The sequence below is a fragment of the Moorena sp. SIO4A5 genome (assembly GCF_010672005.1).
Taxonomy (GTDB): domain Bacteria; phylum Cyanobacteriota; class Cyanobacteriia; order Cyanobacteriales; family Coleofasciculaceae; genus Moorena.
In genome coordinates this window covers 43,678-68,856 of sequence record NZ_JAAHHZ010000033.1, presented here as the reverse complement: position 1 = coordinate 68,856, position 25,179 = coordinate 43,678, and the positions used below count along the sequence as shown (strand labels likewise).

Below are 25,179 nucleotides of genomic sequence, written 5' to 3'. Positions count from 1 at the left end.
AGAAGTCAGAAGTCAGAAGTCAGAAGTCAGAAGTCAGAAGTCAGAAGTCAGAAGTCAGAAGTCAGAAGTCAGAAGTCAGAAGTCAGAAGTCAGAAGTCAGAAGTCAGAAGTCAGAAGTCAGAAGTCAAACTCTTGCGCTTACTTAGGTTTGAGACTTTTGTCATGTCCGCGCCTGCCCTGGCGACTGCTATATCAACCCGTTCGACACCAGTCTCGGTACCCTTGATTCCGTGACCATAGAATTTAACGGGCTAATGTCAGGGGACCCACGGAGCGAAAGCCTAGACGCAAAGCCAGCAACTCTGACTTGGAATCTGGAAGGCTTATTCACATTGGTCGGACCAAATAATACAACCCTGTTCACACAGACAGCAACAGTAGGAGATTCAGCCCAAGTCGCTGCCTATGATGGCACATTAGATTTTCAGGGTGAGTCTGCAGTTTCATTTATCGGACTAACCGTTAATGTATTCGGTGATAAGACCTTCACAAATGGTTCCGTGTTTAATGCATTCCTGGGCACTGAACCCGTAGACTTTTTGTTCTCTGCGAAAACCATATCAATTATTAACGGAACCGCTAATATACTCAATGCGATCGCAACAAAAGCCCAAGGGGATGTTCAGGTTACTTACAACTACACACCATCAGAGCCAGAGTCAGTACCAGAACCCGCGACTCCCCTTGGCTTAGGTTTAGTCCCAGGACTAAAACTGTTGTGGCAACGAAAGGCTGAAGATTGTTAATTGTTAATAGCCAATTTTAAAGTGGTTTAAGTGATATCTTTGAAAGCCACTTAGTCTAAGGCTGTTTCGGTGTCCTTAGGGGTGACCAAAAATACATCGATATAACTTTTATACCCGATCTCATTCTTGAATACTTGATGGTTTTGGATTTGAAATCTTTTCCTGAGCTCATTCTGTAATTGCTCAGTGCTATCTGGGTTTCTGTTATTATTATGTACCAGCCACAGGCGTGATGGAAATGGTGACAAACTTTGTTCCCACTCCTCTAAATCTAAAACCTGAATAGGTGCTGAACCCTGATAGTAATGATTTAAGGCAAGACGCGGGCGAGGATAACCGATGTGTAAAGCAATGACATCTTCCGGTTGCTCATTAATCGTAATCATTTGTGACACACTGCGCCAATCGTGACGGTACACCTTGGTATAGTAATGCTCCAACCCACCACCAACTGCCACGAAATACATCAGAGCGATCGCAATCCCTAATTTCCGTGCTCGATGCCAAATTTTGCTAAACCCTACTGCCAGCAAAATCAGCAGGTATGGAGCAATGAATAGCAGATAGCGTGGTAGCCAAACCGGACTAAAGATCCAAGACATTATAAACAGCACAGCTGTCGGTAAAAATCCCCAAGCAGCAAGCCAAAAAATGTGGGGTTTAAGCTGCCTATTAAATAGAGAAAAGCCCAGCAAACCAGCCAACATTATGGTATATAACTTGTAGAAATGTTCACTTACAGAGGACTGTAAAGACTTCAAGGGCCAATAGGCTGTAAATATCGTTAGTCGGGACAACACATTAACTAGGGTTGGTTTCGGGTTGTTAGCTGTCCAACCGTCAAAGAATGCAGATGAAGCAGTAGCGACCTGGAAAATCCATGGTAAGGACACAATACCAACAACTAGGAGTACTGCACCAACCCCTAACAAAACACGGTATCGCTTACGAAATTTCCACACCAGTAATAGACAATCTGGCAGTAGCAGCAAACAATTGAGTGGTGTAGTCAAAGTCGCTAAAAGCCGTGCAATCAGCCAGCAACTGATTGACACAGTGGTCATACGTTCGAGCCCATGAGTCAGAGCCAGTGTGCCTACTAGACCAAGGAAAGTACTTAAGCTGTACATCCGCACTTCTTGGGCATGGTTGATGAACACAGGCGATAGGGTTACTAAGAGGGCTGCAATCAGTCCAACTCGCTGTCCCACTAAACGACGACCAAGGCAATAGGTCAAGAAAACACTACCTAATCCAAACGGAATCGACAATCCCCGCAACCAGACATCACTCTCACCGAAAAACATCCAAAGCCGTAGAAGTATGAAATAGAGTGGGCGTGTCAGACGAAGCTTCTCTGGTATCGCTTTAGCGTCATGAATACTATAGAGTTCATCGATCCAAAGGCTCTCTGTACCAAGTTGATAAAAATACAACGTAACAGCTAATAGCAGAATCAAGGTAATGGGAATCCACTCCTGTAGCCAATTTGCTCTAGCTAGTGGTGGAGAAAAAGATTGTGTTTTTGATTTCATATTCATATCATTTTTTCCTTTGTTATTTGTATTGATATTCAGAATTATTTGAATTTAAAAAATTTTCGATTGCATACTCATATATTTCAAGATCAGGCTGACATATCCTTTGGATTTTTTCTAAATTTTTTTCAGTGATGACAGAAGATTGGTGCTTTTTTGATTTAGGATTACGATTTAAATTCCTAATCCTTAATTTTCTGCCAAAGCGCTCTTCAAACTGTTTCAAAAATTTTTCTGGGTACTCTAGGAATCCGATCAGAGCAAATTTATGCAAATTTTCTTTAGCTTGATTAACAGCTTGCTCTGGGCTGTAGTCTCCTATCTCATGGTTACCTCCTAAAAACGTTACATATTTATGTCCTTGTGCTTGACCAAACTCTGAGTCTAAATACTCTTCGATTTCCATATCTATTTTACAATGTTCATGGCTTTTATAACGATTATATAAATATTCGGAAATCCATCGTTTTACTGGATCTCGTAAAATAGTAATAAAGGCATAGTTTTCTTGAAAATGACGATGAGCTACTGAACTAAATACCAAGTGACCAGTAATGTAATTAACATTTTCCCGACACATAAAATAGACAAGTAAATTCTCTCGAAGCTTTAACACAACCGGGTCATCTACCCTACTCGATGATAAGTCTCGATCAATCAGTTTCTGAGCAGCCTTCAAAGATGCAGCGGCATCCAGATGACATAAATTACGATCTCTGATATCCCAAGTAGCATAACAAGATTTAAGGGCTTTGCTAATTGACGACCCTCCACATTTAGGAATATGAATAAAAACAATATTTTCCTTCAAGCTTCCCTGAAACAAATTGCTAGTTCTGGCACTAACTTCCAGAAAGATACTATTGAACAAGTCATTCATTTTTTGTCTCCTATGTCATTAGAGTATTTATCAATTGGTTTAGAAAGTTATAGGTTTTAGGGAGCAGGAATCCCCCCTAACCCCCCTTAGTAAGGGGGGAAGGGAGCAGGGAGCAGGAACCCACCCCTAACCCCTCCCAGGAGGGGAAGTGAGGGAAGTGGGAAAAAAGTTTGTGTACCTCATAAGTATGGTAAATGCTATATAATACTGAATAAACGCGGACTTGATATTAATCAGACGACGCTGACCTTTTACCAAAGACGTATCGAATGATCCAAACCGCAAAAATTGGCATCGCTACTAATTGGGTGATCAGAACAGCTACAGCTACCCAAAAAATTCCTCCTTGCATGACTAGGAGTAAGGAAGTAGTAAACACAACAGTGAAAATCACGTTCCAGCCTAGATCAATGTGAGCTTTATCCAGCGCTTGAAGTAGCCGAGATGTGGAACGAGACAAGGCAATTGGCAAGGCTGAAAAGCAAATCAAGATTAAAACAGGAATTGCCGTTACCCATTTTTCACCAAACACAATTGGCACATAAAATGGAGCCAAACTAGTTTGTATAACAACCAGTGGTAATACAATTGCTCCAATCATCTTGAAACTCCCAAAGTATCGCTTTTTCAGCTCCTTTAAATCCTCACGAACTTGACAAAAATGAGGATACCAGGCGGAACCTAAGGCATTAATAACACTCTGACTAATCCCTAATCCAGCATTGAATGCAAAAAAGTAAATCCCCAATACTTCCATACCGAGAAATCGACCCACTAGTAAATAATCGATGTTGAGTCTTAGCTTATTTAACAACTCAACTCCCAGCAGTTTGCTGCCAAAACTTGTAATGTTTTGCCATTGCTTCAAACTGACAGATTTAGGGGGTCGCCAAGGATGATTGGAATAGGTAATTACAATCCATACTGGATAGGATAAAACCATCGACCATACTACAGCCCAAACCCCCATATCCAACAGCGCTAAACCAACGATAATGATATTGCTGACTATTGCCTGTGCAGCATAACACCAAGCCCTAACGTTTAGTCGGTTTTCTCGTTCAATCAAAGCAGACTGAACCATGAAAACTGGAAACATTAAGTAAATTAGGGAAAGGGCACAGATGGGTAAAATCAGTTGGTTGTTGTCATAAAACCAAGCAATCGGATAGGAAGCAATACACTGAAGAATAGCTAGGGAAACACATAAAATCCAATTCAGCCAGTAGGCGGTATTACAGATAATCTCTAACTCTTGCTCATCAGCCTGAATCAGCTTAGCTCCAATCCCCGCTCTCAGGCTGAGAGTGTTAGCAAATTGAAAAGTAGTAACAATGACTGATACCATTCCATAATCATAGGGAGTGAAGACACGAGCTAGAGTAACCGTTGTCGCTAAACGGAAGATGCGCTGCACTAGTTCAGCACTTCCTAGCCAGCTAATGTTACGAATGAATTGGTCAGATGATAGCTGCTTGAGCTTTTTGATTAGCATTAGGATACAGGTACATTAGCAAAGGGAGGAGCTAAAGGCGCTCTAGGTCTACCGCCTCCACCTACGCGGTTTGGACTATTGTTAGTAACAATATGTAAAGATTGAAAGAGTTCCATAAAATCTTTGTAAAAGGGATTATTATGGTGAGCTTTAGCAAATAACCGATAACCATAAGCTGATTTAAACTCTTGTTTCACCCCTTTTTCCACAGCTAAAGCATAAGCATCTCTACCTGTTCCATCCACTACATAACCGCCATAATCTTGTAAAGCATGAAAAAGTTTTTTACCGGCTGGTGTAGTTATACCAAGACTTTCTTCTGTTACCTTAGGAGGAATTGCTAACAGAGATCCCATTACCAGTTGAGAATCCTTACCTTTATATTTAGATGGAGCTCTACGATCTGCTCTATCCGCAGGCCAGCGGTATCCAGGTGTAGGGCTTTGGGGATTGTAATTGAGGTATTTTCCCCAAAGTTCTATTTTTAAAACATGGCGAATTGGCTCGCTACCAGTCAACTCTCCCTTGCGTATCGTTCCACCTATAGAGGACAATCCAGAACCAAGATGACCTCCAGCAATACCTTGACTGTATAAATCTAAGTCTTTTTTTGGCCAGTGATAGCCATATACAGGACCACCTTTAACACAGCGAGCCATAGGTTCTAGTTGGATTATGGTGTGACCATCAGGCTGAAGCAAAGCAGCAGCATTATTGGGAGTAGAATACTTAGTGGGAGTGTTAATCGCATCCGGAACAATTAAATCATCAGGAATAGGAATAGATAAATTTTCATAGCTTGTCTGACCGCTACATCGCTTTGTCCAACTGCCAGGATTATACAAGGGTTGCAGTGGACTACCTGCGGGGATAATAAATAACAGATCAACATCTACAGAAGAACGGGCTGATCGAGGTAGATTAGCCGGTTTATACTTAGCATGACTACCAATCGGCATGTTCCAGATTGAGTCCTGAGAAAAGGGCCAGAGCCAGGGGTCACGAGTGGTAGGAGTGCTGCTCTTAGCATACATCAAATTGTTGGGTGGTAGATAATTAGCCAAACCAATGCTTATAGCTATTGTTACCAGCAGCAGTAATCCTAATAAATACCGTTTGAATTTCCAAGATTTGAAGATCATATAAGGCTTAGTAAAATGCCGTTTTATATCAAATCTATTAGCATCGGTATTGCCTAACACAAGAGTGTTCGTTAAAAAGCAAAACCTTGTGGAGCTCAAGACTTTTGATAAATGACAAATGACAAATGACAAATCACAATAAATGAAGGAAACAAGCGAACTTGATATCATGCAACATTTGATAGTCGCTGACGCACACTGTAAGCCAGCTCTAGCACTTTGCCATAGCCCTCAGGTCCGAACCACTGCATCAATGCGATCGCTATACTGAGACGGATGTACTCTCGGGAGAAGCGTAGCTGAGGGTAATGCATGAGAGCTTGACGACGAAAATGATTAGCCATTTTGTAATCTTGATCACTACTTTGAATACATTTCCACGCTAGGCAGAGGTTAATATTGCCATAGCTTCGATTTCTTAAATGTAAGCTTTCAAAGGGAGCAGATTGAAAAGCTTTTTCAATGATTGTACGGAAGTCTTCTAGCCTTTTTACATACTTTTTGGACTTATTATTTTGATGCTGGCGATAGCGAACTAAGGGTTCTTTTACCACAGCAAAAGGATAACGTGAAGCAATCCGAAGCCACATGTCCCAATCTTCAGCCGCGCGAAGAGTTTGATCAAATACCCCTAGGCTCTCAAAGCAGTGGCGACGAACCATTGCTACACTGCCACATTCAACTATATTGTGTTCAACCAGCTTCTCCCAAACATTACCCTCGGCGTGATGTTCAAACACTCTACCTGTAGGTTTACCGGTTTCATTGATATAGGCAACCCAGGTGTATACCAGACCGACATCTGGATTTTCTTCCAGAACAGACAGTTGTTTTTCTAGCTTAGTGGGCTCCCAAAGATCATCAGCATCAATGAATGCTATATAATCCCCCCTAGCATTAGCAATTCCCTTGTTTCGTGCTGCAGAAGCCAAGCCTTGATTGGCTTGGGAAATTAGTTTAACTCGCGGGTCAGCTATCTGAGAAATCCATTGCTCAGTATTATCTGTACTGCCATCATTAACAACTATTACTTCAAAATCATCATAGGTTTGATTGAAAACACTATCGATAGTTTTGGGAAGATAAGTCATGGCATTGTAGGTGGGAATAACTACAGAAACCTTTGGCATATCTATAAACTCCTAAGTTTTCTAGTTAGATCACTAAATAGTTAAAAAACTAAAGTTAAAACACGAAAGTTAAAACACTAAAATTAAAACACTAAAATTACTAACCCTCAGTTGCCAACTCTAGTTGAGAACCGAGTTGGTTTTAAAGTACTAGTAACAACAGTACTATCAGAAGGTGGACGCCTCTGCCAGTTCCAACCTGCAATTGCCAACAAGGTATACCAGTAGAAAAAGAAATTGGTATGACTCCAGATGTTCTCGGTAATCATCCCTACAGGTATAGCCATAAGAGTTGCCAACAGGATAAAACACAAATCCCGCTGTCCACTTCCAGCAGGTGCATACCGAAGTAACTGAACAAGACGCACAAACTGAGCAAAGAGAAAAGCTAAAAAAGTCCCTAGACCCAGTAACCCACCTTCTACCAGACTCCGGACATAATCATTGTGGGGAAGAAGACCATTGGTACTAATGTGATCACTCAAACCCAGACCATAACCCAAGATTGGGACATGCTGCCATTGCGTCAGTAAGTAAGTCCACTGATCGAGCCGCCAATTAAAACTGTTGTGGTCTACCTTCGAGAGCAGAATCGCACGCCAGATATCAATGTCAGGATTGAGTAGCGGTGTGTTAGCAATTGATCCGAGGCGTTCTTGTCCAAACTCTGAACTTGCAAATAGTCCTATAACTAGGGCGAAAAATAGCAACCCACCGATTAGGTTAACTAGACTTAATCTAGGGGCAATCAAAACCAACACAAAAGTCGCCAACATCATCAAGCCAAATAGGGCTTTGGTACTCACAAAGAAAAAGGCGAGTAAACCTAGCAACAGAAGCCAGAGCAAACGCTGCTTTGAATGACTTAACTTCCAATAGGTCAGACCGATAAATAGCAATATAAAGGTAACGAAGGTATTGGGGTGACCCAGAGTCCCTCTGATTCGAGATGTTCCTCCAGAGATTGTGGCAGAGTGATTTGTAATTGGTGAAAGTATCGAAGGTAACACTGAAGGAATGATCATCTGGATCAAGGCTAATGTAAGTGGTAAAACAAGAGCCAAGAACAGCATATGGATAATTTTTTCAGGAGGAATTCGGTTTTTAAGCTGCATGATCAACAGGTAGACCATCAGCCATGAAAATAGGCGCACCCACTCCCGGATACTCACTGAAATATACGAACTATCAAGTCCTAATCCTCCCAAAGCAAGCAGGATAACCCACAAACCCTGTAACCCTACCCAACCAGCAAATAACCACCAAAATTTATCAGTTTGAACCCTCCGACCTGTTAATAACATTACTGTCACGTAGAGTAATGTTAGAGCATCAAGCCCGATGGCAAATAGTGCTGGTAACTGTTGCTTTGAGAAAATATCAAGAGAGCTACGCAGGATTAACATACCCAGTACAATTTGCTCAAAGCTGGCAAAGCAGTAGACCAGCACTGCTACCATACCTGCGCCCAGGGCTAAAACCAGTAAAAGGGGATTAATGCCAGCCAGTAACCCTGTAACTATACCAACCCCTACACCGGCTGACCCTACCAAAACGGTAGGGTTAGGGAAACGACTCGGACCGTTATTGCTCCACATCATCTGAACCCCGCGATAAAACAGACTTCCCAGGCGCTACAGACTTGTTGAGGGAACCATTGAGATCGCTCAAACGCTTCAGGGATTTGGATAAAGACTGGTAACTCTGATCGGAATAGGAGTAAAATCTTTCAGTCTGAGCCGTCATCCCATTGATCACCACCCCTAGTATGGGCAAGCCATTATCTTTCAATTCTTTCAATTCTTCTCCTGCTTGAAGTAGGATGTCCTTTGGTGTGAAGTTGGGACGGGTAATCATGACTAATCCCTCACTATACCGACTCAAGGTATGAACATCGGCACAGCTACTAATGGGTGGAGTATCGATGATGACCAGATCATAATGAGTTGCTGCTTTGGCTAACAGATGTTTCATCGAAGCTGACTCTAGCACCCTAGAGGGGTTAGTAAACAGCCCACCAGAGGTCAAAATTGAGAGGTTTTCAATACTTGTGGGTTGCACTGTCTCAAACAGATTGATATCTCTGTCAATTACATCCGTCAGACCAGGCAATGGGGTTACCCCCAAGATCCGATGCTGCTTGGGCTTACGTAGGTCTGCATCAATAATTAATGTCTGCCGAGATAACATAGCTGACACAGCTGCTAAATGGGAAGCCACGATTGACTTACCTTCACCAGAAACCGTACTGCTGACCACAATCAGCTTCAACTTCTGTTGAGTCCGAAACTCTAGCTTCTTGAGGAGTAGGCGGTAAGGTTCAACTAAACTGAGATCATCCAAAAATTGTTCGGGATGCTTAAGACTCAGAGCAGATAACGGTATTTCCGGTAAGACTCCCAGTCTGGGAAGTTTCAGCAGTACCTCTGCATCAGAAACATCGTACAACTTGTTATCTATCACCTCCAGCAGTAGAATAATACCGATGGCTAGGGTAATTCCAGCAGCGGTAGCAAGTACTAGCACCACTTTCTTATTGGGTTCACTGGGTAAGGAGGGGACTTGAGCTTCAGCAATAATACGGATATTGCTAACGAGTTGAGCTTCAGCAATCCGTGCTTCCTCTAGTTTGTTTTGTAGAAATTTCAACGATTCAGTTGCTTCTTCTCGTTGGCGAACTAATGCCGTAAGACGTTGCTGTTTAATGGGTAGTTGCTCAAGATGATTCTGAAGTATAGCTCGCTCACGCTGTAAAACTTTTAGCTTCTCTGCCAGTGCTAATTGTTCAGTGTTAGAAATAATATATCTGGAGGTAAGCTCCTGACTCAACTGATCAGATGCTACATCGCTAGGGCTTATGGTCTGAGGGTTGGGGGCAATAGTAGCAATTTTATCATTGTAGAGTGAACGGATAGCATCTCGCTCTTCCAGCAACGATAGTACTGTGGGATGATTCTCGTTAAAACGTGAACGAACCGTAGCTAACTCGGAATCCAAATCTGCTAGCTTATCCCGTAATTTATCTAGTTGTTCATCTTGACCAACCCTTCCACCTACGTAGGCATTATTAATAGTATTAAAGCCTGTTAGTTGCTCGATTGCCTTCAGCCGGGCATTGATCTCTTCAAGTTGGGCATACAGAAGACGTTCCTGGTCTTCTACCTTAGCAAGACTCTCCACCAAGCTTTCGGTTTGTTCATTAAAGGAGACTAAACCACTACTTTTTCTATACTTGCTCTCCGCCACTTCTGCTGCTTCAGTCAATGCCCGTTGCTGAGGAAGCTCCTTCTCCAAAAACTCCCGTACTGCTCTAGCTTCTTGGCGAATTGCTTCAGTACTTTCGTAAACCATTGCGTTGGCAACAGCATTAAGCAACACAGTAGCTAATTCCGGGTTTTGATTCTGATAGCTGATTTCAAGAATGTTAGTAGCAGGAATATTTTTGACTGTTAAATCCTTCTTAAGTTCTTTAGGAGTTATTTTTGTCACTAAATTACTGACGTATTGTGAAAATACTTGGTCAATTGCTTGCTGCAGAATCCGTTGGGACTTAACCAGTTCTGCTTGATTAGCAATTGGGTTAGCCCCACCCGGTCCCCGGTTAGGCAATTGGCTAAGGTCACGACCTAAGGGAGAAACACTTACCTGTTTATTGTCAAGCATTAGCCTTGCTTTCACCTCATACACTGGTGAAGTATAGACTAGATAGGCGATCGAGGCACCAATTACGGAAGCAAAGGTAGCCAGAGCTGGCCAAAACCGACGCTTCAAGACTGATACTAAAGATGAAAGGCTGGTCTCCATTACACGTTTTTTAAGTCATTTGCTAATTGCTAATTGCTAATTGCAGCAATTTTAAAGTTTAAATTTGCCTTTTACCTTAATAGTTCACTTTTCTAGGGGGACCTTATTGAGTTCCTGTGGCTTGCTAGACAACAACAGGTCAAGTTGGAAGTTGACTTGTTCTAAGATTTGTTTACGTAAGGTTTTTTCCAAATTCTCTGCATCAGTCTGTTCCCGAGAATTCGTTTCTTCGTACAGAAGAGTAGTGAGTTCTTGTAGACAAGCTTGTAGACGCTGCCGTTTTTCAGGTGTCATAGTCATTGCTTTAGGCTTGAGTGTTGACTGGAATTCCTTACCTAGACTCACCTTTAGTTCAGTGGTAGGCTGCTGAATTGAGTCGTTTGTTTGCTGTGTGATCACAACAGGTGAGTCGGTAACTTTGGCATACAGGGCTAAGTGATCAGCAGTGATTTTTTCCCAGTTGTAGTTAGCTTGCACATATCGTTGTGCCTTCTTAGCCATTTTTGCCAACTCCAGAGGTTGCTGTATGCCTTGGGCTAGACAACGAACGCAGGAGTTAGGGTTTCCAGTCTCGAACAGCAGACCTCGCTCTTGACCAACAAGTTGCCGATGTGGCGGAATGTCACTTGCCACCACTGGGATTCCTTCCCGCATCGCTTCTAGCATCACTAGGGGCATTCCTTCTAAATCAGAAGGCAAAACGAAAATCCCTGCTCCTCGCATGATCTCTGATAAGCGAGATCCTTGGAGTTCACCCGTGAAGAGTATATCGTTATTTCCAGCTGCCATATTGACCAGCTTCGAGGTAAACTCAGGCATTTCACTGATACCACCAGCTAGAACAAGTTTCCATCCTCTAGGCTTGAGGGATTGAAACGCCTCTATCAGTAAATCGGGTCGTTTTTCCGGTACCAGTCTGCCTAGGAATAGAATATAACGTCCCTGTTGTAGTGAGAGGGATTTAAGATAGGGAAATTTCGGGTCTGACTCAGCATATATCCCTGGGGCGTTGGGGATGTCAATTGTATCAATGCCGTAGGTTTTCCAAAAATAAGACTTGAGATTGTTTGATACTACAACCAGTTCATGGGCATAGTTCACTGCCACCTTTTCTCCCAAGTGGATGATACTACTAGAAAGTCGGCCCCACTTAGCTCGTTGCCAGTCCAATCCATGACAGGTAACCACAATCCCTGTAGAAGAGGTAATTCTGGGAATCCAGCTAAACAGGGCTGGACCGACAGCATGGAAATGCACAATGTCATAGCGTTTGATAATTGAAGCGATCGCAGCGAAAGCAGAACTGGTCAACGCATCTAGCCCTCTGAATGATAAGGAGGGTAGGCAAATCACTTGCACACCTTTGTATTTATAAGAGGAAAACCAGGGGGTTTGGGTATAACTCGGTCGAGCGAACAGATCTACCGAGTGACCTTGTGCAACCATTTTGGGATAAACTTCCTGACAGCAGCGCTCAATTCCACCCTGTTTAGCCGGTAAACCTTTTGCTCCAATTACGGCAATTTTCATGATTTGCGATTCTCTTTTAGAAACGGTAGATGTAATCAGACATTGGATAGTAGACCTCTTGCAAAAGTCCCAAACTAGTCTCCACAATCCGTATTGCCTATTGCCTGATCGGAAGTACCCTACTTATGCAAGAAGTCTAATTTAAATGCATTCTGCGGTAGTAGTAGATGACACAGAGCGCTGTTTCCAACGATGCAACATGTCTTTGTAGACATCGCTGACGACTGTGTGGGCTGCATAGGGCTGGGCATTCCTGACACAGGACACAGCCGGATAATCCTCGGCATGTTGCAATACATGACCCAGAGCATTTGCGATCGCATTTGGTGTTCTTTCGTAGGCCACCATCCCACTGTCAGCACGGAGCAGTCTAGGGGTTTCACCACAGTTGGTAGTTACTACAGGTGTTCCACTCGAGAGTGCTTCCAGGACAACCATAGGAAGACCCTCGTAGGCACTGCTCAGTACAAAGGCGCTGCTGATCCGGTGCAACTGGGCTAGTTTTTCAAAGGACACGGACCCGAGCATGGTGACTCGCTCACAGAGCGCCAAACGAGCAATTTCAGAACGGACTTCACCAGCTAATTCTCCATCCCCTGCTATGAGCAGATGAAGACTCGGGTCGTTGAGCGCTGCGTACGCTCGCACCAGTAAAATCGGATCTTTCTGGGGATGAAGGCGACCTGCGAACAAAACAAAACGTGTCTGTTCTGGTAAACCTAGCTGCTGGGCAAGGAGTTTCCTTTGCTTCTCCTGTTCCCTCGCTTCTAACGGATAAAAAATCTCAGTATCAACTGTGTTTTTCAGAAAAGTGACACGCTCAGCTACAGCGGGGTAACGTTCCTGGTAGAATTTTGCTGATTCCGTATTACAAGAATAAATCTGGTCAAATTGCTTAATCAGGAAGCGCTCCAGTGCAAAATACCCTGCCGGAAAATACTGCCATAGCATGGCCTTCTTACTAGTGCCAGCAGCAATCTGCTGCTGAATATCATTGTGAATGAAAAGGGTCTTATCTCCATACCAGTTGAGAGCTGCTAGAGTTGGTTCAAGGCGATGGAAGTGGATAAAATCAGATGCCAAGCAACGACCTAACAAAGCTGCTGTATACTTGACAGTAGTCGGTATAAAGCCCCTAACATTATCATTGAGCATATTAAATAGGGGCATGAATTGGATTGACCGACCAGCATACTCAGTCTTTTGCCATACCCCTGTCGATGATTTGGGTTCTCCTGTTCCTACCAACCGCACCTCAAACTCACTCGGAGCATATTTAATGAAGGAGCGGATCACTGTCTGAATGCCACCGATGCTGCTATTCCATGGATTGAACTGGTAGAAAATCGTCAAAATGGGCTTACGCATGAATTCAAGTTGAGACTTTAACTAATTGCCTGAGGCAACAAAATCAGAGTGATTTGCGCCAACCACTGGTTTGAGGGGGTTCAACTTTTCCTGAAACCAGATGGATTGCCAAGTTGGCAGGATTTTCTAGCCTCGAGAGTATATTATTCACAATTCTGTTCTTTTTCACACAAAATTACTATGAAGTTTCTGTCAAGTATCTGTATATTTTTTGTGAATTTATTGTGGACAATAGTATTGCGGTAAGCATTCCTTAGGAAAGGAATGCTTACCTCTTTTATTCAAAAACTGTTCGCGTAGCGTGGCCAATGGCTGATAGCTGATTGCTTACGTATTGGGATACTTCAGAGGGGCATACAGCAGGTTGGAATTTCTTGGAGTACAGTAGCTATAGCGGTTTTTTCAGCAAATGCAACAGGCAACAGAACAGAAACAACAGATGACAGGGGAGACGCCTGTTCTACGGAGCGCTGATAGCTGATTGTTCTTCTGGCTCAACATCTCAATTCAATACAACTCGGGATTACCCTAAATCCAGGAACGGAACCACATCCGCAGGTGATACCCTGACTCAGACAAGGGTAGACCTAAGTAAATTGGTAACCAGAATATAAAAGCTACTACAACTACCAAGATGACGGTGACACCAGCACTACGATACTGGTTTTGCTCACTGTGTAGCCAGCGGTCAACTAGCCAAGCCAGTGCTAATCCAGAAAACACTGAAGCTCCCATATAATGATAAAGAAACGTGCAGCGAGTCACTTTCGTCCACGGCAATAGGTTAGCGGCGTAGTTTACGATCAAATAGAGGGTAATCCAGGTATAGGAAGTTGGTATGGATTTCCAGCCCACCCCTTCTAAGATCCGTTGGGTTAACAGCAGCAGCAGCAACAAAATTGCTGTAGTCGAGAGCCACCATAGGAAAGGATTGCCCATGGCATGGACATCATAGATTACATTGCTCGCACCAGCCGATAAGGGGGAGTCAGTGGCAACAGCTTCAGGGGTGTGACTAGCAGTCTGATAAAAGTAAGCAACCGGACGCCACATCAACAGCCAACTATACCACCTGGAACAGTAAGGATGGACGTCAGTGCCACTGCCCACATTTTGATGGAAGGTTAAAATTTTGACTTGAGACTCCCAGAATCCAGGGCTAGGATTCATCAGTAAGTGAGGAATCCAAAGGAAGCTGTAGGTGACAACTGGTAAAATCACCAAGTTTAGCACGATGTGCCCGACATTCAGTTCCGTCAGGTTCTGTAATGGATGGCGTCCCGATGCTATAGGGCGAGTACGGGTTTTCTGGCCAAAATAAGTTCTAAATAATTGCCATACCCAAGCGACAGCCCATACTATATAAATGCCTAACAAAAACCACAAGCCATTCCACTTAATCGCTGCGGAAGCACCAAAAAACACACCAGATAGGATTAGCATCAGCCAGCGTTTTGCACTGTGATGATTCAGAGCTAGCAGAAAAAACAACTGACCCAGTAATCCCAAGATCACTAAATATATATTGTTCAGGGCATAGCGGGATTCTACCAGGAATAAACCATCAGTAGCTGCGAACAGAGCAGCAATCAAAGCATAGCTGCGACGTCGATTGAGTTGATAAGCCACAGCCGCCACTACGATCGGAATCAAAGAACCCGTCAGGGCATTCAGCCATCGGTAACTCCAGGTAGACCGTAAGGAACCAGTCAGGTCGTTAACCGTATCCTGCCCAAAGGGGAGGTGAGAGCCAATCCAGATGCCAATGGCAATGATGTACTGACTTAGGGGAGGATGGGGATTGAAAAAGGAAGTACCGGTTAAGTAGTTATTGGCAAATATAGCGTAGTAAACTTCGTCGAATACCAGGCGATTAAATCGACCCAGTCCCCAAAATCGCAGGGCGAGTGACAGTAAAACAATGGCAGTTATGCCAATGCTAAACCAGGGGATAGACGAATCAGACGGCTTTTTTGGCAAAATCATCACCATCGAGGCTTGGGTTATCGGTGAATGGCACACTCAATCTGGAGTAGAGGAGACCTTGATCAGAAATTCTTTTCTGGGGGAAGAGCGGGAAGAGAGATAAGAGTGGAAAGACAACACTGCCCCTTTATCCCCCCTTGTCTACCTTCCCTAATTCAGAAAGTATAAAATATGCCAATTAAATGCACACTAGCTTAATAACCTGTAAGCTGATCACCTGCAACCTGTAACTTATACCTGCTCAGCATCTGTAGCTCGAATAAATGAAATTGGTATAACTTATCCCTATTATCCCTATTATCCCTATTATCCCTATTATCCCTATTATTCCTATTATCCCTATTATAATTTTTACCCTTTTTATGATTTTGACACGCTTATCCTCCCTTCGTCTCTCCCTCTTGCCTATACAATTGTGATAAAAATTGTGATATAACTAGAAAAAATATCAGACAAGTATTCCTGATTTTCCTCTAACTGGATTGAAAAACTAATAATAGGCCTCACCACTGACCTGGCGTTATTATTATCAAATAACTTCACAATTTACACACAAAATATCCCGAATTTATAACTGTTGGTAAAGATTATTAATGGATAAACCTTTTATCAAAAAAACGGTTATTTATGCCAGTTTTTGAGTTAAAATTTATCTGGTTTATATGGACAAAGAGAAAAATATATTTTTCTCTTTGAGGAGAGTTATTACTGGGTGTGCTGCCACTCTAAACCCTCAATAGCAGTAAATATAATTTTCTCTATTAACGAGAAAATTATGCCTCTGCTAATGACTTAAAATTAAATGATTAAAACAATCACAACCCACAGAGTTAGCACATACTAAACACTTATGAGCGGACGACTTATTAATCAAAAAAATGGCATAAACAGTAATCAAAGAAATGACACAGAGATTAATCAAATAAATGGCACAGAGCACGATGACGACCTCCGAGGTAGCGATGAACAAGTTGTACGAGATGAGATCTACGGCCAAGGGGGTGCTGACAGTCTATTCGGAGGTCCCGGAGGTGACTATATCAACCCTGGTATTGATAATTATGCTGATGTGATCTGGTATAAGAACTTTTCCGAGAGGACGGACATCATCGAAAACTTCGATCCCAACGATGAAGATATTGTGGTTCTAACCTCTGGTTTCTTTTGGGATCTTGTTCACAACCAAGGTTTGAATTCAGATGCAAATCTTGGAGATTGGTTGAAAATTGAGTTGGAAATTGATCAGTTTGGTTCACATGCTCTTATTAAAGTAGATCGAGATGGTCTTCAAGGCAACACCCCCTTCAGAACATTAGCTACCCTGAAAAATGTTGATACAAACGATCTAACTATAGATATAGTTGATGGCGATTTTATCATCGGATGATTAACCACAGGTGATTTAGGATTGTCAAGATCAGCTTCGAGGTTACGTGTGGAACCAATCAGCAATCCGGTCAGTCTTTAACCCAAGACTGTCAGATGGGTTTCCAGCGTCTACTCGGAAAAAATATCCAGTTTGGAACTGGGAAGCATCTACCCATGACTAATCTCTAGTTCTCAACAAAGATAATAAATATGTTTCACCTTAAAAACCACAAGTGCTTCTCTTTGAGAACAGGTATTGTCAGCCTGATCGGTGTGGCCAGTCTATTTGATACTAATCCTGCCTCAGCCATCATCATCACTAATGGTAGTTTTGAAAACAATTTTACGGGCTGGGAAACATTGGGTAGTGCTTCTGTGCGCACCGCAGGTTTTGGTAGTAAACCTACTGACGGCAGTTTCTATGCCCAGCTAGATACATTCCTTCCCCAGGAACAAGAGAACTTCATGGAGCTAGCCGATTTTCTAGAGCTGGACATTACAGCGCTGGATCAGATCGGCAATGGAAAGGGGGAGGTGTTTGAAGGATCAGCAATCAGAACTAGCTTTACAGCAGAAGCAGGAGATGTTATTAATTTTGATTACAACTTCCTCACAGATGATTTCGGTTCTGAGTATTTTAATGACTTCGCTTTTGTGGGAATTTCCGGTCAGGTGAATGGTTTGGCTGATACGTTCTCAGTATTAGCTGATTCCAAGACACCGTTTGTGAATGAAACTGGTTTTAGCACCTACTCTCAGACAATTGTTGGCTCTGGAACCTACACCCTGACCATAGGTGTGACAGATGTGGGAGATGGTGCCTTTGATTCAGGAGTACTAATCGATAATGTCAATGTAGTCAGACTCGAAGCACCTGATCCCCCCCCAGTTCCACAACCAGATCCTCCCTCAGTTCCACAACCAGATCCTCCCTCAATTCCACAACCAGATCCTCCCTCAATTCCACAACCAGATCCTCCCTCAATTCCACAACCAGATCCTCCTACCTCAGTTCCAGAACCAACCTCTGTATTGGGGTTACTAGCCCTTGGGGCAATAGGTGTGAGAAGTAAGTTGAACAAACACAAAAAAAAGTTTGAGGGAACTAGTAAAACACAGAGCTAGCTAATGGGGAAACCCGCGAACAATGGACTACAGACAACGGACCAATGAACTAGAGCGACAAGGAGCGAGTTTTGGTTGCTCAGTAATTCTAATCATGACAGAACGCCAGGTCAGATTTATATTCTGCAATAGTTTCGCTTCACGCCTATCCCAACGGCATGACAATCTCTTAACTTAGACTAATTACCAAAGACCGTCATACAAAGTTACACATGCTCTATAATCAGAGTTATGTTATTAGGAAATAATACTTATTATGCTAATCAGTGACCAACGTAAAATCAATCTCCGCAACTTGTAATAGCCTTGTAATAGCTCCGTGCTCTAGGGCTTGTGCTCCTCGTGTTATTATTAATGGTCCAATGAGCAGAACTTTCTCGCTTTACCAAATCTTTTGAAAACTTAATATATAGTGATACCAAGTGGCGAGTAGTCAGCTATCAGCTATTAGCCGTCAGCCCAGAAGCTTAGATCTGACCCTCAACCAATAACCAAAAGCTGCTTGGGGCTTGGCACAATCAATGGCCTTACTGAACTAAGCAATGATATCAAGTAGTGTGGTATCAGTAGTCAGTTACCCAGTAACCATTACCAATTAGCTATTACCAATACCCTATTTTCGTGAATGTGGAAAAACTGTACTGTTGAAGCTTGAAAATTAGGAATTATAATATACTGTGGGTAAGATCTCCATCCTATCCACCTAGCGCTACCACATAGCACAACATTTCTTATGGGGACAACTACAGTTTTACGAATAGGCGATCGCGTTATTAGTGCAGAAGAAATTGTTCCCCTGCTAGCTGGTTACCAATTGCTGCCACCGTTAATCCGTGAGATTATCATTGACGAGGCAGTGGCTACCGCAAGCTGCACACCAGAGGAGAAGGCTCAAGCCTATCAGCAGTTCTTGGAAAAAAATCAGCTCATTGACGAGACGGCTAAACAGGCTTGGCTAAAGCAGCGTGGTATGAATCCAGCTCAATTAGAAGCCCTAGCGGTACGAAGTATTCTGATTGAGAAATACAAACAACAAACCTGGAGTCACAAACTGGAATCTTATTTTCTGGAACGGAAGGGACAATTAGACCGGGTGATTTATTCCCTGATTCGGACTAAAGACCCAGGGGTAGCCCAAGAAATATATTTCCGGATTCAAGAAGGAGAAGAGTCTTTTGCTGACCTAGCCAGGGAATATTCCCAAGGACCAGAAGCTCAGACTGGCGGATTAATCGGTCCGGTGGAACTGAGCGTACCTCACCCCGCTTTAGCCCAAATGCTTCGCCTGAGCCAACCCGGACAACTGTTCCCACCGACACGCTTGGGAGAATGGCTGTTAATCGTGCGTTTGGAGAAGTTTATGCCAGCGCAGTTAGATGATTCGATGCGCCAGCGACTGCTGAATGAATGTTTCAGTACCTGGCTAAGTGAGCAACTGAATCAGCAATTAGCAGCGCTAGATTAACAACTTTACTCTCTTATGAAACAAAACTTAAGAAACTAAAGAGAGGGCTTTGATTCCGGATTTGGGGGAAGATAGGCGGGATTTGGCTAATAGTTTGATCATCTCGCGCCAGATGGAGAAGATTCCAGAAAACCCGTCTAGCTTGCACATATGGTAATCCTGAAACTGTGCCGTGGCTAAATGATCAGTAGTCTATGGCGATCTGGTAAATTTTTGTTGTTTAAGGCTAGTCTCAATAGATTTTCCCTGTTTCCATCATAGCATAGCGAACTAGTTACATTTCTTAATGAAAGAAGCGCTAAGCAAGTCCTAGGGTGCTCTACAGAGTCTTTACATAAAAGACAGACCTAGTATTTGTAGCATATCCTCATAAATACCCCATGAGAAGCTGTTATTAAATTTAAGCTAACTAATCTCAAATTTAAGCTAACTAATCTCAAATTTAAGCTAACTAATCTCAAATCCTAAGAGGCTCAATGACCTATACAACAACAATTCAAGAGTTTCTAGCTGGTATTTCGCCGTTCAATCAATTGTCAAGGACAGCACGGCAAAAACTGTCCACTAGTTGCCAACTGTTGCGCTACCGCATGGGCCAGACAATTGTGGTCAGGGATAAAATGCCAGGCCAAGTCTCGATTCTATTCCAAGGTAAAGCCCGTCTGATTGGCTATGACCAACGCCGTCAAACCCCCACAACCCTCAAATTACTACAACCAGGAGCGATTATTGGCTGGGTAAGTTTGGTCAGGGGAGTACCGTGTGAAACTGCGATCGCATCGGTGGAAGCGGTTTGTGTCACCATCAATGTGGCTGACTTCTTAGGGCTGCTAGATACAGAAAAATCTTTCTCAGATGCCTTCAAAGCCCGTTGTGGTCTAGTGGAAATCTTTGATCTTTTGGGAACAGAGTTGGGGCGTCGGGCTGAGGCAGAGACTGACCTCAAAGCACTTGCCATGTATGCCTGGTCAGACGCTTTAGTTTATAACCTACCTCGGGGCAAGCAAATGTCGAGCCAACTCGACCCCAATCGAGTATGGTTTGTGAGTGGGGGAGCAGCCGCCAATTTACCAGTAGGGTCTTGTCTGAGTTCAGAAGCATTGTCTAGCTTACAGGTCAATGGTCATGGCGCAACGCGCTTGGTGGGAATTCCAGAAGCTATTTTCTCTGAGCAAACCGCCACTGACTCGGAAACCCTGGCTGAGCCTACCGATACAATTCCCAGTATACAAGACGATATTCCCCAGGCTCCAGACCGACCGGATCAGGCTCCCGAGACGATTTACCCTGAGCAAACAACTCCTACAAAATTCCCCTTTATACGGGGTAAAGGAGCGGTGCAGGAATCCTTGGCTTGTTTCCAAATGCTGAGTAAGTACTTTAAAATGCCTTTCCGCAAAGATAGTATACGGAAGGTGCTAAAAAACCAGCATGCTCGCACCGGTCAAATCTCCCTTCAGCACTGTGGTGCAGTGGCAGAACTGATGGGATTAACTGCCCAACTCGCAACAATACCAGCTCACGCTATCAAACGTTTACCGACCCCAGCGATGCTGTTGTGGCACGATAGCTTAGCTATTCTCTATGAAGCCAGTGAACGGCAAATAGTGCTGGCGGTGCCACAGCTGGGAATTCAAAAGCTTAAACCCAAGGATTTTGAAGAAAACTGGGGAGAAGGCGGGCAGGTACTTCTGTTAAAACCTACCAAAGACACCCCTACCCAGCGGTTTGGTCTGAGTTGGTTTTGGCCTTCTATCGTTCGTTACCGCAAGGTATTGACGGAAGTTTTAATTGCTTCTTTCTTTGTCCAACTGTTGGGTCTAGCCTATCCCTTGATTATCCGGGTACTGATTGACAAAGTGATCTCCCAAAACAGTACCGATACCTTGCAAGTACTGGGAATTTTACTGTTGGTGGTGTCGGTTTTTGAGGGGGTTTTAATCACCCTCCGTACCTACCTGTTTGTAGATACGACCAACCGTATCGATATGGCTCTCGGTTCCGAGATTATCGACCACCTGTTGCGCTTACCCTTAAACTATTTCGAGAAACGACCCGTTGGGGAGTTGTCCACTCGCATCAATGAGCTAGAAAATATCCGCCAGTTTTTGACCGGGACAGCCCTAACCGTGGTGTTAGATTCAGTCTTTTCTGTAATCTACATCGTGGTCATGTTCATGTTTAGTTGGGTGCTGACCCTGGTGACTTTGTCAGTGATTCCTTTGTTCATGCTCCTGACCCTGATCGTTTCCCCAATTGTCCGGCAACAGCTACGCACTAAAGCAGAACGGAATGCTCAAACCCAATCCTATCTAGTGGAGGTGTTATCTGGCATTTCCACCGTTAAAGCCCAGAATATTGAATTGCGATCGCGTTGGAAATGGCAAGAGAAATATGGGCGCTATGTTAGTGAAGGCTTCAAGAATGTGCTAACCTCTACCGCTGCTAGTTCTATGAGCACCTTCTTGAACAAACTCTCTGGTTTACTTGTGCTGTGGGTAGGGGTCTATCTAGTACTAAATGGAGAATTAAGCTTAGGGGGCTTGATTGCTTTTCGGATTATTGGGGGCTACGTTACCAGTCCCTTGCTGCGTTTAGCCCAACTTTGGCAAAACTTCCAGTCTACAGCCCTATCCCTCGAACGCCTTAGTGACATTGTCGATACACCCCAAGAAGTGACTGAAGCAGACCAGGGTAATATCCCCTTGCCCTCTGTCAGGGGAGACATTCGCTATGAAAATCTCTCCTTTCGCTTTGCCAAGAGTGGACCAATGCAACTCAATAACATTAATGTGGAGATTCCAGCCGGTTCATTTGTAGGGATTGTGGGTCAAAGTGGTTCCGGTAAGAGTACCATGACCAAACTTTTGGCTAGACTCTATGCTCCAGAGTCCGGTCGCATCATTGTGGATGGTTACGATATCTCGAAAGTCGAACTCTATTCCCTGCGGCGTCAGATTGGGATTGTGCCTCAGGAAACCCTCTTGTTTGAGGGAAGCGTTCAAGAGAATATTGCTCTGACCAATCCTGATGCAGACAGTGATGAAATTATTCAGGCAGCAAAGATAGCAGTGGCCCACGATTTTATCATGGAATTGCCTTTGGGTTACAATAGCAGCGTTGGCGAAAGGGGTTCAGGTCTTTCCGGGGGACAACGACAGCGTATTGCGATCGCCAGAACGATTTTGCAATCACCCCAGTTAATGATATTAGATGAAGCCACCAGCGCCCTCGATTATGACACCGAGCGGCAAGTGTGTTTAAATCTAGCGGAAGCTTTTCAACAAAGCACGGTATTGTTCATTACCCACCGCCTAGGAACCATTCGCAACGCTGATATCATTTTGATGATGGATCGGGGTTCAATAGTAGAGCAAGGTACTCATGATGAACTGATGGCTCAGAAAGGTCGTTACTATTGCCTCTACATGCAACAAGATGCTCAAATGTAGCTATGAAGGGTGAAGCATGAAGCAATATTGGGTGAAGGATTAAGTATGAAGAATTATGAAGTGTGTATTGTCTTGGCAGTTGCTATTTGGTTTAACCCTTGGTGTCGGATAGACTAGGCTCAAGGATAAAAAAATACTAGTGGTCGGGGAGTTGGTTGTACAGAGGCTATCAATTGAAAGAAAGAAGTTTTGGCTAACTCCCCCTAAAGTAAGTGATAAAAATGAGCAATGAGTGAGGTGATTATTAGTTACTAAATATTTAATTAGTCAACCAGATAATTAGTACATTATTCGTTATTTAGATTTTATCCTTCGTTCTTTATCTTTTATCCTTCATACTTCATTCTTTAGACTTCATTCTTTAGACTTCATTCTTCATACTTCATACTTCATACTTCATACTTTCCCAAGTATTAACGAATAGCAGGAGCTAATAACGATGAGCCAATATAATGGCAATGGTAATGGCAATGGTAATGGCAATGGTAATGGCAATCGTTCCAAACCAAATCCAAAAATCAACATAGGTGCTGTCGGTACTATTAGCAAAACCACAGTTCCTCAAGACACCCGAGATAGACATCGTGCTTCTAATAGTCACATCGAATTCGACCAGCCAGTTATTCTAGAACAATCCTCCCATTGGTCTCATGCCATTCTCTGGGCACTGTTGAGTCTAACAACTTTTGGTATGGTGTGGGCTTACTTTGCCAAAATTGACTATGCCGTTCCCGCCCGGGGCAAGCTAGAGCCACAAGGTGCGGTTAAAGAAGTCCAAGCTCCTGTGGGTGGAGTGGTAACAAAAATTCATATTAAGGAAGGACAGCGGGTTAAAGAAGGGGATTTGCTCCTTTCCTTTGAGCCCAAAGCTACTCAGGCTCAACTCACGTCTCTCAATAAACGCCGGGCTACCTTAATCAGAGAAAACCAGTTTTATCAAGCTGCAATTAGTAATCCTAATTATCCACCTGTACCACCACCAGGTATGGATATACAACTGTCCTCACAACTGCCTTCTCTGATCGCTAGTCGAAACACGCTACTGTCAGAAATTGGACTTTATCGCGCTCAACTTAGTGGAGGTTCTTCTAGGGCTAATCTTAACCCTGAACAACGAATTCGTTTACAATATGGTACTGCTGCACTTGACGCTCGGATTGCTGAACTTGAGAGTAGAATTGGCTCCCTACAGGAACAGCTGAAACAGAATCAGATTCAACTTGCCAATGGCAGAGACATCCTAACAGTTGAGCAGGGTATTCTGACAGACCTCAGGCCCCTGTTTGAACAGGGGGGCTTTTCTAAGATTCAGTTCTTGAGGCAGCAAAATGAGGTCAAAAATCGCCAAACTGAGGTAAACGCTAGGATTGAAGAAGAACAACGCTTGCAAAAAGAAATTGCTGGGGTCAGAGCGAGTCTACTCAATACCATTGCGTCTTCTCAACGAGAACTGGCTGATTTGATGGCCCAAAATAAAGAAAGGATTGATAGCATAAACACCCAAATAGCTAGCATTATCAGTCAATTAAATCAACGCATTGTTGATAACAATAAACAGATGGCTGAAATTGATAGCCAGTTGCAGCAGGCTCAACTAACCCTAAGCTATCAAGAACTACGAGCTCCTGTTGATGGAACAGTTTTTGATTTGCAACCCTCAACTCCTGGTTTTGTTGCCAATACCAGTGAGCCAGTGCTCAAAATTGTTCCCGGTAGCTCTCTGATTGCTAAGGTATATCTGACCAACCGAGACATCGGGTTTGTGGAAGCAGGTATGAAAACCGAAGTCAGAGTTGACTCTTTTCCCTTTAGTGAGTTTGGTGATGTCAAAGGGGAGGTACTATCTATTGGTTCTGATGCCCTACCACCGGATCCTGCGGAATTGCGTCAAGACTATACTTTCCCTGCCAAAATTAAATTGGATCAACAGTACATTAAAGCTTATGGCAAAGAAGTGCCATTGCAATCGGGTATGTCTATCAGTGCCAATATCCAGGTGCGTAAGCGAACAGTGATGAGTATTTTCACCGAGATGTTTTTGGATAAGACTGAAAGCTTTACCAAAATGCGTTAGGCGGCAACCACTCCTCAAGATTACGGTTCTACCGACTGCTGAATTTAAGCACAGATGGGTACATTGATGGAAGTAA

At 43.4% G+C, this 25,179-nt stretch carries 17 protein-coding genes; 7 read left to right on the top strand and 10 right to left on the bottom strand.

Going from position 1 to position 25,179, the window contains the following annotated elements; translation table 11 throughout:
- Together F6K57_RS12460 and F6K57_RS12455 are read left to right on the top strand one after the other, a co-directional pair.
- On the top strand, positions 1–234 hold a 234-nt coding region (locus tag F6K57_RS12460; protein WP_293067981.1), incomplete at its 5' end, for a hypothetical protein.
- On the top strand, positions 231–746 hold the full coding sequence (locus F6K57_RS12455) for a choice-of-anchor E domain-containing protein (protein ID WP_293067978.1): 516 nt from the start codon (positions 231–233) through the stop codon (positions 744–746). The genes F6K57_RS12460 and F6K57_RS12455, both read left to right, overlap by 4 nt.
- A 50-nt stretch (positions 747–796) precedes the next feature.
- On the opposite strand, the gene F6K57_RS12450 is transcribed toward F6K57_RS12455, so the two are convergent.
- The 10 genes from F6K57_RS12450 to F6K57_RS12405 form a co-directional block, all read right to left on the bottom strand.
- Positions 797–2,287, bottom strand: coding sequence for a glycosyltransferase family 39 protein (locus tag F6K57_RS12450; protein WP_293067975.1), 1,491 nt, complete (start codon positions 2,285–2,287; stop codon positions 797–799).
- A gap of 16 nt (positions 2,288–2,303) precedes the next feature.
- A complete protein-coding gene (locus tag F6K57_RS12445; RefSeq protein WP_293067972.1) occupies positions 2,304–3,164 on the bottom strand; it encodes a sulfotransferase family 2 domain-containing protein in 861 nt (286 codons plus the stop codon).
- Positions 3,165–3,393: 229 nt separating this feature from the next.
- Positions 3,394–4,659, bottom strand: a complete 1,266-nt coding sequence (locus F6K57_RS12440) for a lipopolysaccharide biosynthesis protein (protein WP_293043370.1) — start codon at positions 4,657–4,659, stop codon at positions 3,394–3,396.
- Positions 4,659–5,801, bottom strand: a complete 1,143-nt coding sequence (locus F6K57_RS12435; protein WP_293021830.1) for a hypothetical protein — start codon at positions 5,799–5,801, stop codon at positions 4,659–4,661. Before F6K57_RS12435 ends, F6K57_RS12440 begins: the two co-directional genes overlap by 1 nt.
- Positions 5,802–5,968: 167 nt before the next feature.
- A complete protein-coding gene (locus F6K57_RS12430; RefSeq protein ID WP_293067968.1) occupies positions 5,969–6,931 on the bottom strand; it encodes a glycosyltransferase in 963 nt (320 codons plus the stop codon).
- A gap of 107 nt (positions 6,932–7,038) precedes the next feature.
- Positions 7,039–8,532 carry an O-antigen ligase family protein gene (locus F6K57_RS12425; protein ID WP_293043376.1) on the bottom strand — a complete coding sequence of 498 codons (1,494 nt, stop codon included), beginning with the start codon at positions 8,530–8,532 and terminating at the stop codon, positions 7,039–7,041.
- Positions 8,516–10,735: a polysaccharide biosynthesis tyrosine autokinase gene (locus tag F6K57_RS12420; protein WP_293043379.1), complete on the bottom strand. Its 2,220-nt coding sequence runs from the start codon at positions 10,733–10,735 to the stop codon at positions 8,516–8,518. Before F6K57_RS12420 ends, F6K57_RS12425 begins: the two co-directional genes overlap by 17 nt.
- Positions 10,736–10,819: 84 nt before the next feature.
- Complete coding sequence (locus tag F6K57_RS12415) at positions 10,820–12,265, bottom strand: glycosyltransferase family 4 protein (RefSeq protein WP_293067963.1); 1,446 nt, start codon at positions 12,263–12,265, stop codon at positions 10,820–10,822.
- A gap of 141 nt (positions 12,266–12,406) precedes the next feature.
- Positions 12,407–13,633, bottom strand: coding sequence for a glycosyltransferase family 4 protein (locus tag F6K57_RS12410; RefSeq protein ID WP_293067960.1), 1,227 nt, complete (start codon positions 13,631–13,633; stop codon positions 12,407–12,409).
- Positions 13,634–14,161: 528 nt separating this feature from the next.
- The gene (locus tag F6K57_RS12405; RefSeq protein WP_293067957.1) at positions 14,162–15,619 is read right to left on the bottom strand and encodes a phospholipid carrier-dependent glycosyltransferase; all 1,458 of its coding nucleotides are present in this window, start codon (positions 15,617–15,619) and stop codon (positions 14,162–14,164) included.
- Positions 15,620–16,469: 850 nt separating this feature from the next.
- Here F6K57_RS12405 and F6K57_RS12400 point away from each other — a divergent pair.
- From F6K57_RS12400 to F6K57_RS12380, 5 genes are all read left to right on the top strand, one after another.
- Complete coding sequence (locus F6K57_RS12400; protein WP_293037434.1) at positions 16,470–17,006, top strand: hypothetical protein; 537 nt, start codon at positions 16,470–16,472, stop codon at positions 17,004–17,006.
- A gap of 191 nt (positions 17,007–17,197) precedes the next feature.
- Complete coding sequence (locus F6K57_RS12395; RefSeq protein WP_293067953.1) at positions 17,198–18,112, top strand: PEP-CTERM sorting domain-containing protein; 915 nt, start codon at positions 17,198–17,200, stop codon at positions 18,110–18,112.
- 733 nt (positions 18,113–18,845) lie between these two features.
- Positions 18,846–19,577, top strand: a complete 732-nt coding sequence (locus F6K57_RS12390; RefSeq protein WP_009149356.1) for a peptidylprolyl isomerase — start codon at positions 18,846–18,848, stop codon at positions 19,575–19,577.
- Positions 19,578–20,053: 476 nt separating this feature from the next.
- Positions 20,054–23,029 (top strand): peptidase domain-containing ABC transporter, encoded by a 2,976-nt coding sequence (locus F6K57_RS12385; protein WP_293067949.1) that lies wholly within the window; start codon positions 20,054–20,056, stop codon positions 23,027–23,029.
- Positions 23,030–23,468: 439 nt separating this feature from the next.
- Positions 23,469–25,103 (top strand): HlyD family efflux transporter periplasmic adaptor subunit, encoded by a 1,635-nt coding sequence (locus tag F6K57_RS12380; RefSeq protein WP_293025648.1) that lies wholly within the window; start codon positions 23,469–23,471, stop codon positions 25,101–25,103.
- Positions 25,104–25,179: the final 76 nt, after the last annotated feature.